An 11,170-nucleotide genomic window follows, 5' to 3' on the forward strand; every position below is an offset into this window, starting at 1 on the left:
CGCCGATGGCGCTACAGGGATGACCCTGGCGGGAATATACTCAGGTATGAGGCTTGCAAAAACTTGATTTTTGAGTCAGGTTTTGCAGGCCCGATTCATCCATGCCGGAGTCACCCATGATCGTCGACCGCCAAGGCAGGCGTTTTCGCAACTTGCGCGTCAGTCTTACCGCTGCCTGCAACTATGCCTGTACGTATTGTGTGCCGGACGGCAAGCGTCTGGTGGCGGCCCAGGATGAGTTGTCTGCCGAAGCCATGGCCCGTGGCGTGGCCTATCTGATCGAAGCGGCCGGCATCGAGCGCCTGCGGGTGACCGGGGGCGAGCCGCTGGTCAGCCCCAAGCTTGAAACCTTCCTCGCCTCCGTCGCCACCCTTGGCCTGGATGAAATCAGCCTGACCACCAACGGTCAACTGCTCGCTCGCAAGCTGCCCTTGCTGCGCGCCGCTGGCATTCGCCGGCTCAACGTCTCCCTCGATACCCTTGATCCCGATGCATTCCGGCGTATCGCCCGTGGTGGCGATCTGGCCACGGTGCTCGATGGCATGGAGCAGGCCAGTGCGGCCGGGATCAAGATCAAGGTCAATATGGTGCCCTTGCGCGGGCAGAACTTCGATCAGGTAGTGCCGTTGCTTGAATACTGCATGGCGCGGGGGTTCGAGCTGCGATTCATCGAGCTGATGCGCATGGGGCATCTGGCGCGTGACGGCAACGCGTTCCTGCAACAGTTCGTCAGTCTCGAGCATCTGTTGCAATTGATCGGCGAGCGTTACGAATACCTGCAGGCCAATGCGCCTGTGGATGCCACGGCCCTGCGCTATCAGATTCCCGGTCATGGCTTCTTTGGTGTGATTGCCAACGAAAGCGTGCCGTTCTGCCGTACCTGCTCGCGTCTGCGCCTGTCGTCGACCGGTTGGCTGCACGGTTGCCTGTCATCGAGCAACCGTCACTATGTCGGCGATCTGCTTGATAAGCCCCGCCACGAGGCCTTGCCTGCCTTGCAGGGTTTGCTGCTCAAGGCGCTGGGCGACAAGCAGCCCGTGGCATTTTCCGGCGGTGCAACGGTGATGAAGATCATTGGTGGCTAAGACTGGCGCAAAAGCTGCATCTGTCAGCCGTTCGCCGGTTTTCCGTCACCGGCCACTGGAGGATAGATGCGTAGCCTGGTTCTGCTGCTGGCGCTGATGGCGCTGGGCGGCTGCATGAATGTCAGCGACATGGGCGAGGGCGCCCGTTATCACATGAGCGACGCCGGCTTGCTCGACCATAGCGACACGCGTCGTTCGCTGTCGGTCCGTCTGCAGCCTGACTCATTCATCTACATTGGCCAGGGCGCTTTCGTGCCGCCGGGCAAAGGCCCTTATCCACGACCCAATGTGGTCGCCGAGGAAGCGTTCAAGGGCTTTGTCGAGTACTTCCCCATGGTGCGACGTGCCCAAGGCCCCCTGGGCCTGGAAGAAGCGCTGGTGGAGGCTCGTTCGGTGGGTGCCCACTACCTGCTGTACACCCGCTTTGCGCGTACCGATGATCGCACCGGCAACGGTGACGAATGGTATGACGAGCAAGCAGTGGATCGTCTGGGCATCGACACCGGCGTGGTCCAGTTGATGTTGATCGAGACCAATACCCGCTACCTGATCGACACCGCGCGGATCAAAAGCCGTGGCGGTTTGCTGACGTTCCACGATAACAAGCCGGAAGATTTGCTCGGCCCACCCCTTGAGGATTACGCTCGTAGCCTTCTGGGCATGAGTCGATAGGAGAATGTAATGACGGATTCCGGCAAGGCAAACGATCTGCTGTCGCAGATTCCCAAGGCGGAGAAAGGTTTGCCACCTGTGCATCTGTGGAATCCGGATTTCTGCGGCGACATCGACATGCGCATTGCTCGCGACGGTACCTGGTACTACCTGGGGACGCCGATTGGGCGCAAGCCGATGGTGCGGTTATTCTCCACCATCATTCGGCGCGACGGTGACGACTACTTCCTGGTGACGCCGGTGGAGAAGGTCGGCATCAAGGTCGACGACGCACCCTTTGTGGCGGTAGCCCTTGAGGTGCAAGGCAGTGGTAAGCAGCAGGTACTGCGCTTCACCAGCAATGTCGAGGACCAGGTCGAGGCCGGTCCCGAGCATCCATTGCGTTTCGAGATCGACGCGCAAACTCAAGAACCCTCGCCCTACGTTCATATGCGCAGCAACCTCGAGGCGCTGATCCATCGTAATGTGTTCTATCAACTGGTCGAGTTGGCTGTGCCGCGACAGATCGATGGCCAGCAGTGGCTGGGAGTCTGGAGTGGCGGCACGTTCTACCCCATTGGTCGTAGTTGATTAGCCTCCGCGTTTTTCCCCGAATTGGTGCTTTTTACCTCGTGAGTGCCGGCATAGCCTGCCGGTACTCATACATCAGAGGTCATGCCAATGAAGCCCCGCCTGTTACCCCTCAGTAGTCTGATCGTTGCCAGCCTGTTTGTTCTGCCGGGTGCCTGGGCTCATGGCCCGGAGCAGGGCTGGGAAGCGGTCAAGGTTTTGCAACAGCAGTTGCCAAGCAATGCGCCAGGCAAGAAAGCCATCATGCTGACGGTCAGTTATGCGCCGGGCCAGCAGTCCGTGGCGCATCGGCATCCGGGTGCGGTCATGGCGTATGTGCTGGAAGGGACTGTGGTGTCCCAGCTCAAGAGTGAGCAGCAGCCAACGGCCTACAAGGCGGGCGAATTCTGGTACGAACCGCCGGGGGCGGTACACCTGGTGTCGCGCAATGGCAGTGAGACGGCGCCGGCAAAGTTGCTGGTGTGGACACTGGTGGATGAGCAGCGACCCGTGACCGAGCCTTACAAGCCCTAGGAAAAAATGCGGAGGGCAGAAACGAAAAAACCTCCAGTGCTTAACGCAACTGGAGGTTTTTCAGGTATTTGGCTCCGCGACCAGGACTCGAACCTGGGACCCAATGATTAACAGTCATTTGCTCTACCGACTGAGCTATCGCGGAATCTGTGGCGTATCTTACTGATTGCCAAGGGGAAGTCAAGCTTCCCCTTGGCAAAAGGTCAGTTACAGGACCTCGACGATGGCCTTGGTCACCCCATGAATGTTGCTCTGGTTCAGGGTGGCGACACAAATACGACCCGTATCCAGAGCGTAGATGCCGAATTCGTTCTTCAGGCGTGCGACTTGCTCAACGGTCAGGCCCGAGTAAGAGAACATGCCGCGCTGACGACCGACGAAACTGAAATCGCGCTGAGCGCCATATTCGGCCAGCAGCTCGACCATCTGCTTGCGCATGCCGTGGATGCGCTGGCGCATCTCACCCAGCTCGGCTTCCCACATCTCACGCAGTTCCGGGCTGTTGAGCACGGTGGCGACGATAGTGGCGCCGTGAGTCGGCGGGTTGGAGTAGTTGGTACGGATCACGCGCTTGACCTGGGACAGCACGCGAGCGCTTTCTTCCTTGGACTCGGTGATGATCGACAGGGCGCCAACGCGCTCGCCATACAGCGAGAAGGATTTGGAGAACGAGCTGGAGACGAAGAAATCCAGACCCGATTCGGCGAACAGGCGGACTGCAAATGCATCTTCGTGGATGCCATCGCCAAAGCCCTGGTAGGCCATGTCGAGGAACGGCACGTGGCCCTTGGCCTTGACGACTTCCAGAACGTTTTTCCAGTCGTCCAGGCTCAGGTCGACGCCGGTCGGGTTGTGACAACAGGCGTGCAGGACGATGATCGAGCCGGAGGGCAGGGCGTTGAGGTCTTCCAGCATGCCGCTGCGATTGACGTCGTTGGTGGCAGCATCGTAGTAGCGGTAGTTCTGGACCGGGAAACCGGCGGCTTCGAACAGCGCGCGGTGGTTTTCCCAGCTAGGGTCGCTGATGGCAACCACGGCATTTGGCGAAATCTGCTTGAGGAAGTCTGCACCGATTTTCAGGGCGCCAGTACCACCCACGGCCTGGGTGGTGATGACACGGCCTGCGGCCAGCAGGGGTGACTCGGCACCGAACAGCAGCTTCTGCACGGCCTGGTCGTAGGCGGCGATGCCATCGATCGGCAGGTAACCGCGGGAAGCGTGCTGGGCAGCGCGCTGGGTTTCGGCTTCGATCACTGCGCGCAGCAGTGGGATACGCCCTTCTTCGTTGCAGTACACACCTACACCCAAGTTGACCTTGTTGCTACGGGTATCGGCGTTGAAAGCTTCGTTGAGGCCCAGAATGGGATCGCGTGGTGCCAGCTCGACAGCGGAAAACAGGCTCATTATTACCTTGGCTCTGAATGGAGAGTGAAAGAGGTCGCACGCTCCAGTCGAATGCACTAGAGCGGTGCACAAACGGGGAGTCAGTATAGTGATACCGGTCGGTCACGGCGACAGTCCAGCGCAGCTTTTCCTGCTGTTTCGCCGAATATTTTTCGACCGTTAGTCGAATTGACCCGTCCAATACAGCAATTGCCCTCGACACTGAGTTGAAACTGGCGCTTTGCGCCACTAATTCGGTATAACTACTGTCTATAGATACAGTTGCCTGCAGCCGTGAAAAATCAGAGGTCCGTCATGTCCGAGTTTCAGCTCGTCACCCGTTTCCAGCCAGCCGGCGATCAGCCGGAGGCCATTCGCCAGATGGTCGAAGGCATCGAGGCGGGCCTGGCGCACCAGACCCTGCTCGGGGTCACCGGCTCGGGCAAGACCTTCAGTATCGCCAACGTGATTGCCCAGGTGCAGCGCCCGACCCTGGTGCTGGCGCCCAACAAGACCCTGGCGGCGCAGCTCTACGGCGAGTTCAAGGCGTTTTTCCCCAACAACGCCGTGGAGTATTTCGTTTCCTACTACGACTACTACCAACCCGAAGCCTACGTGCCGTCCTCCGACACCTTCATCGAGAAGGATGCCTCGATCAACGACCACATCGAGCAGATGCGCTTGTCGGCGACCAAGGCACTGCTTGAACGGCGCGATGCGATCATTGTCACCACGGTGTCCTGCATCTATGGCCTGGGCAGCCCGGAAACCTACCTGAAGATGGTCCTGCACGTGGATCGCGGTGACAAGCTCGACCAGCGTGCCTTGCTGCGGCGCCTGGCCGACCTGCAGTACACCCGCAACGAAATGGATTTTGCCCGGGCTACCTTCCGTGTACGCGGGGATGTGATCGACATCTTCCCGGCCGAATCGGACCTAGAGGCCATCCGCATCGAGCTGTTCGACGACGAGGTGGAGAACATCGCGGCCTTCGACCCGCTGACCGGCGAGGTGATCCGCAAGTTGCCGCGCTTCACGTTCTATCCCAAGAGCCACTATGTGACCCCGCGCGAAACCTTGCTGGAGGCGATGGAAGGTATCAAGGAAGAGCTGCAGCAGCGCCTGGAATACCTGCACAAGGCCAATAAGCTGGTCGAAGCCCAGCGCCTGGAGCAGCGCACCCGTTTTGACCTGGAGATGATTCTCGAACTCGGCTACTGCAATGGCATCGAGAACTACTCGCGCTACCTCTCCGGTCGCCCGGCAGGGGCACCGCCGCCGACCCTCTACGACTATCTGCCGCCCGACGCCTTGCTGGTGATCGACGAATCCCACGTCAGCGTTCCGCAGGTCGGGGCGATGTACAAAGGCGACCGCTCACGCAAGGAAACCCTTGTCGAGTACGGTTTTCGCCTGCCCTCGGCGCTGGACAACCGGCCCATGCGCTTTGACGAATGGGAGGCGGTCAGCCCGCAGACTATCTTCGTCTCCGCGACCCCTGGGCCGTACGAGGCTGAGCACGCTGGCAGGGTAGTGGAGCAGGTGGTGCGCCCGACCGGCCTGGTCGACCCGCAGGTGGAGGTGCGCCCGGCCATCACCCAGGTCGATGATCTGCTCTCCGAGATCCGCAAGCGGGTCGCCGTTGAAGAGCGGGTGCTGGTCACCACCTTGACCAAGCGCATGGCCGAAGACCTCACCGACTATCTTGCCGACCATGATGTGCGGGTGCGCTACCTGCACTCGGACATCGACACGGTGGAGCGGGTCGAAATCATCCGCGACCTGCGCCTGGGTACCTTCGATGTGTTGGTGGGGATCAACCTGTTGCGTGAGGGCCTGGACATGCCCGAGGTATCACTGGTGGCCATCCTCGATGCCGACAAGGAAGGCTTCCTGCGTTCCGAGCGATCGCTGATCCAGACCATCGGTCGTGCCGCCCGCAACCTCAACGGTCGCGCTATTCTCTATGCCGACAGAATTACCGGCTCGATGGAGCGAGCCATGGGTGAGACCGAGCGCCGTCGTGACAAGCAGATTGCATTCAATGAAGCCAATGGCATCGTGCCCAAGGGTGTGGTCAAGGACGTCACCGACATCATGGAAGGTGCCAACGTGCCCGGCTCGCGCAGCAAGAAGCGCAAGGGCATGGCCAAGGCTGCCGAAGAAAGCGCGCGCTACGAGGCCGAGCTGCGCTCACCGGGCGAGATTGCCAAGCGCATCAAGCTGCTGGAAGAGAAGATGTACCAACTGGCACGCGACCTGGAATTCGAGGCCGCAGCACAGCTGCGCGACGAGATCACCGCATTGCGCGAGCGCCTGCTTACCGCCTGACTGTAGGAGCGGGCTTGCCCCGCGATAGCGATCCATCAAGGACACCGCTATCGCGGGGCAGTGTGCTTCTCCGGCCTTGAGCCCTTGCGGCAATCTGCGTGTCATCAACACCGCCACCATGCTGATCGCCAAGCCGATGCCCACAAAGTGGAAGGCATCGTTATAGGCCATGATCATCGCCTGCTGGTGGGTGATCTCACTCAACTTGCCCAGTGCCGCAGCATCACTCCCCAGTCGCTCGGCTAACTGTGCCAGGCGCTCGGCTACCTGCGGGTTACTCGGCACCAGCGCTTCACGCAGGTAATCGAAATACACCTTGGTGCGCGCATCCAGCAAGGTCGCCAGCAGTGCAATGCCGATGGCGCCCCCCAGATTGCGCAGGATGTTGAACAGGCTCGACGCCGAACCCGCGTCCTGCGGCAGGATGTACGCCGTCGCAATCAGCGAGATGGTCACCATGATCATTGGTTGGCCCAGTGCGCGGATGATCTGGATCTGGTTGAATTGTTCGCCGGCGAAGTCCGGGTTGAGCACGCCGGAACTGAAGCTGGCCAGGCCAAACAGGCCAAAGCCCAGGGTGCAGAGGATTTTCGGCGAGATGACCTTCATCAACTGCGGCACCAGCGGAATCAGGAACAGTTGGGGAATGCCCATCCACATGATGACTTCGCCGATCTGCAAGGCGTTGTAGTTCTGGATCTGCGCCAGGTACAGCGGCAGCAGGTAGATCGAACCATATAGCCCGACCCCCATACCAAGGCTGGCGATGCTCGACAAACCGAAGTTGCGATTGCCGAGAATGCGCAGGTTGATCAGCGGGTTGGGCTTGGAAAATTGCAGGATCACGAAGGTGATCAGGCTCATCAGGGCGATGCTGCCAAGCCCGACAATCAGGCTCGACTCCAGCCAGTCCTTGCGGTGGCCTTCCTCCAGAAACACCTGCAGGCAGCCCAGGCCCACACCCAGGGTGACGATGCCGGCATAGTCGGTACTCTTGAGCAGCTCCCAGTGAGCTTCTTTCTTTTCCAGGCCATACATCAGGCCGGCGATCATCAATAGCCCCGGTGGGATGTTGATGTAGAAGATGTATTCCCAGCCCCAGTTCTCGGTGAGCCAGCCGCCCAGGGTCGGGCCGATGGAGGGGGCGAAGGTGGCCGTCATGGCGAACATGGCCATACCTTTGGCGCGATGGTGCTCAGGCAGCTTGATCAAGGTCAGGGTGAAGGCCAGCGGAATCAAGGCGCCGCCGGTAAACCCCTGCATGGCGCGGAAAATGATCATGCTCTCCAGGTTCCAGGACATCGAGCACAGCAGCGAAGACACCAGGAACCCCAGTGAAACCCAGACGGCCAGGCGCCTGGCAGACAGCAGCTGCACCAGCCAGGCGGTCAGCGGGATCATGATGATCTCGGCTACCAGATAAGAGGTGGAGATCCAGGAGCCTTCCTCCAGGGTCGCCGACAGGGCGCCCTGGATATCCTTGAGCGAGGAGTTGGTGATCTGGATGTCCAATACCGCCATGAAGGCGCCGAGCATGACGCTCATGACCGCGATCCAGTCGCGTCGGCTGGGTTCGCCGACGGGACGGATCAGTTGATCACCGGCCATGGTCGGCGTTGTCTCGGATATCCACAGTCGCGGTAACCGACATGCCAGGGCGAATCCTGCCGTGCAGCGGGCTGTCGGCGTCGAAGGTGAGTTTCACTGGAATGCGCTGGACCACCTTGGTGAAGTTGCCGGTGGCGTTGTCCGGCGGCAACAGGCTGAATTGGGCACCGGAGGCGGCGAACAGGCTGTTGACCCGGGCCTGAATCGGGGTGTCGGGATAGCTGTCGAACACCAGTTCAGCTTTTTGCCCCGGTTGCATATGGCCGATCTGGGTTTCCTTGAAGTTGGCCTGAATCCAGATGTCCTCGTCCGGAACGATAGACAGCAAGTAAGCGCCGGCCTGAACCACCTGGCCGTTGCGGGCGGCGCGCTGGCCGATCATGCCGCTGATCGGCGCATGGATTTCGCTGCGGGTCAGGTTCAGTTCGGCTTGGGCCAGTTCGGCGCGGGCATTGACGATCTGGGCGTCCAGGCGCTTGATCTCGGCGGTCAGGGCGTTGACCTGCTGGCGCTGGCCCTGCAGGTCTGCCTGCGCCTTGCTCACCTGGGAGCGGGCGACGTGGTTTTCCGCCGACAGGGTGGTTACGCGCTCCTCGGAGACGTAGCCCGGCTTGCGCAGCGCCTGGGCACGGTTGAGATCCAGTTCGGCGCGCCCCAGAGTGGCCTGGTTGGCGGCGACTTGGGCCTGGCCAGCGGCAATCAGGCTGGCCTGTTGGGTCAGGCGGCTTTCGGCCTGCAGGCGTTCGGCTTCGCGGGTGTCGAGGGCTGCGCGGGCGCGCTCCACGGCCAGGCGAAAGTCGTCCGGCTCCAGGCGCACCAGCAGGTCGCCCTTGGCAACATGCTGGTTGTCCTGCACCAGTACTTCATCGATGCGCGCACCCAGTTGACTGGAGACCCGGGTGATTTCGCCCTGTACATAGGCGTTGTCGGTACTTTCGTAGAAGCGTCCCTTGAGGTACCAGTGGGCGAGAAAGGCGAGGGCAATCAGCAGGACAAGGGTGAGAAAAACCAGCAGGCGACGCTTGAGTTGAGCAGGCATGAGACGATCGTTCCAATAATGTAAGCAAATTTAACCGTGTTTGGATCCACGACCACAAGTGCCGATCGCGCCCATTGCTGGAGCCCGATGCCCGCTCCCTGTTAACATCCAGCCTTTGTTTCATCTCTAGTTCGAGACTGTCCATGACCACCGTTCGCACGCGTATCGCGCCTTCGCCTACTGGCGATCCCCACGTCGGCACCGCTTACATCGCCCTGTTCAATTACTGCTTTGCCAAGCAGCACGGCGGCGAGTTCATCCTGCGTATCGAAGATACCGACCAGTTGCGTTCGACCCGCGAGTCCGAACAGCAGATCTTCGACGCCCTGCGCTGGTTGGGCATCGAATGGAGCGAAGGCCCGGATGTTGGCGGCCCGCACGGCCCGTATCGGCAGAGTGAGCGGGGCGACATCTACAAGCAGTACGCCCAGCAACTGGTCGATGCCGGCCATGCATTCCCGTGCTTCTGCACCGCTGAAGAACTGGACCAGATGCGCGCCGAGCAGATGGCCCGCGGCGAAACCCCGCGCTACGACGGCCGTGCCTTGCTGCTCTCGCCTGAAGAAGTGCAGCGCCGCCTGGCCGCTGGCGAACCGCATGTGATCCGCATGAAGGTGCCGAGCGAAGGTGTGTGCGTGGTGCCGGACATGCTGCGTGGCGATGTCGAGATTCCATGGGACCGCATGGATATGCAGGTCTTGATGAAGACCGATGGCTTGCCGACCTACTTCCTGGCCAACGTGGTCGATGACCACCTGATGGGCATCACCCACGTGCTGCGCGGTGAAGAATGGCTGCCGTCGGCGCCCAAGCTGATCAAGCTGTACGAGTACTTCGGCTGGGAACAGCCGGTGCTGTGCTACATGCCGCTACTGCGCAACCCCGACAAGAGCAAGCTGTCCAAGCGCAAGAACCCGACTTCGGTGACCTTCTACGAGCGCATGGGCTTCATGCCTGAAGCCATGCTCAACTACCTGGGCCGCATGGGCTGGTCGATGCCGGACGAGCGCGAGAAATTCTCGCTGGCCGAGATGGTCGAGCACTTCGACCTGTCGCGCGTTTCCCTGGGTGGCCCGATCTTCGATATCGAGAAACTGTCGTGGCTCAATGGCCAGTGGCTGCGTGACCTGCCGGTGGAAGAATTCGCCGCACGGGTGCAGAAATGGGCGTTCAACAGCGATTACATGATGAAGATCGCACCGCACGTGCAGGGCAGGGTAGAGACCTTCAGCCAGATCGCGCCGTTGGGTGGTTTCTTCTTTGAAGGGGCACTCAAGCTCGATGCCAAGCTGTTCGAGCACAAGAAGCTGTCGGCTGACCAGGTGCGCCAGGTCATGCAGTTGATCTTGTGGAAACTTGAAAGCCTGCGTCAGTGGGAGAAAGACCGCATCACCGGTTGCATCCAGGCAGTGGTCGAAGCGCTTGAGCTGAAGCTGCGTGATGCGATGCCGCTGATGTTCGCCGCGATCAGTGGCCAGGCCAGCTCGGTGTCTGTGCTGGACGCCATGGAGATCCTCGGCCCGGACCTGACCCGCTACCGCCTGCGCCAGGCCCTGGACCTGCTCGGTGGGGTGTCGAAGAAAGAAAACAAAGAGTGGGAAAAACTGTTGGGCACCATTGCCTGATTGATTTTCCGAAAGAAACATCGCGGGGCGAGCCCGCTCCTGTTGCAGGAGCGGGCTCGCCCCGCGATGTGCCAAACCCCGTAAAACCGGGGTGTTTCACGCGCCAGGCCGGTAAGTGATTGTTATCTCGGAAATTTTTTTTGGATTTTGTTGAAAATATATTTGACAGGTATGCAATCCGATCTTAATATGCGCCCCGTCCACAGCGATGAACGAAAACGAAACGCGAAGCACCCAGCCAAGCGATTCGGTTCAAAGCGACATAGTGGGGCTATAGCTCAGCTGGGAGAGCGCCTGCATGGCATGCAGGAGGTCAGCGGTTCGATCCCGCTTAGCTCCACCAA

At 60.4% G+C, this 11,170-nt stretch carries 8 protein-coding genes, 2 tRNA genes and 1 pseudogene; 7 read left to right on the top strand and 4 right to left on the bottom strand.

Annotated features, from left to right (window positions below; genetic code table 11):
- Positions 1-116 precede the first annotated feature (116 nt).
- The 4 genes from H621_RS0112840 to H621_RS0112855 all read left to right on the top strand — a co-directional run bounded on the left by H621_RS0112840 (position 117) and on the right by H621_RS0112855 (position 2,840).
- Positions 117-1,085, top strand: a complete 969-nt coding sequence (locus H621_RS0112840) for a GTP 3',8-cyclase MoaA (RefSeq protein ID WP_028943789.1) — start codon at positions 117-119, stop codon at positions 1,083-1,085.
- A gap of 66 nt (positions 1,086-1,151) precedes the next feature.
- Entirely contained in the window at positions 1,152-1,757 is a 606-nt protein-coding gene (locus H621_RS0112845) for a DUF4823 domain-containing protein (RefSeq protein ID WP_028943790.1), read from the top strand.
- A gap of 9 nt (positions 1,758-1,766) precedes the next feature.
- The gene (locus H621_RS0112850; RefSeq protein ID WP_028943791.1) at positions 1,767-2,327 is read left to right on the top strand and encodes a DUF1285 domain-containing protein; all 561 of its coding nucleotides are present in this window, start codon (positions 1,767-1,769) and stop codon (positions 2,325-2,327) included.
- A 90-nt stretch (positions 2,328-2,417) separates the two neighbouring features.
- On the top strand, positions 2,418-2,840 hold the full coding sequence (locus H621_RS0112855; RefSeq protein WP_105642805.1) for a cupin domain-containing protein: 423 nt from the start codon (positions 2,418-2,420) through the stop codon (positions 2,838-2,840).
- 69 nt (positions 2,841-2,909) lie between these two features.
- Here H621_RS0112855 and H621_RS0112860 read toward each other — a convergent pair.
- Positions 2,910-2,985: transfer RNA gene (locus H621_RS0112860), tRNA-Asn, on the bottom strand.
- 62 nt (positions 2,986-3,047) lie between these two features.
- The gene (locus H621_RS0112865; protein WP_028943793.1) at positions 3,048-4,244 is read right to left on the bottom strand and encodes an amino acid aminotransferase; all 1,197 of its coding nucleotides are present in this window, start codon (positions 4,242-4,244) and stop codon (positions 3,048-3,050) included.
- A 294-nt stretch (positions 4,245-4,538) separates the two neighbouring features.
- Between H621_RS0112865 and uvrB the strand changes: the two genes are divergently transcribed.
- A complete protein-coding gene (uvrB, locus tag H621_RS0112870) occupies positions 4,539-6,554 on the top strand; it encodes an excinuclease ABC subunit UvrB (protein WP_028943794.1) in 2,016 nt (671 codons plus the stop codon).
- A 60-nt stretch (positions 6,555-6,614) separates the two neighbouring features.
- Here the strand turns inward: uvrB and H621_RS27080 are convergent.
- Both H621_RS27080 and H621_RS0112880 read right to left on the bottom strand, forming a co-directional pair.
- A pseudogene (locus H621_RS27080) lies at positions 6,615-8,162 on the bottom strand (MDR family MFS transporter); the annotation flags it as partial.
- Entirely contained in the window at positions 8,152-9,201 is a 1,050-nt protein-coding gene (locus H621_RS0112880; RefSeq protein WP_028943795.1) for an HlyD family secretion protein, read from the bottom strand. The pseudogene H621_RS27080 and the gene H621_RS0112880, both read right to left, overlap by 11 nt.
- A gap of 143 nt (positions 9,202-9,344) precedes the next feature.
- Here H621_RS0112880 and gltX point away from each other — a divergent pair, with 143 nt between their 5' ends.
- Together gltX and H621_RS0112890 are read left to right on the top strand one after the other, a co-directional pair.
- A complete protein-coding gene (gltX, locus tag H621_RS0112885; protein ID WP_028943796.1) occupies positions 9,345-10,826 on the top strand; it encodes a glutamate--tRNA ligase in 1,482 nt (493 codons plus the stop codon).
- Between the two features lie 267 nt (positions 10,827-11,093).
- A tRNA-Ala gene (locus H621_RS0112890) sits at positions 11,094-11,169 on the top strand.
- The last annotated feature ends 1 nt before the right edge of the window (position 11,170 follow it).

Source organism: Pseudomonas vranovensis DSM 16006 (assembly GCF_000425805.1).
GTDB lineage: Bacteria > Pseudomonadota > Gammaproteobacteria > Pseudomonadales > Pseudomonadaceae > Aquipseudomonas > Aquipseudomonas vranovensis.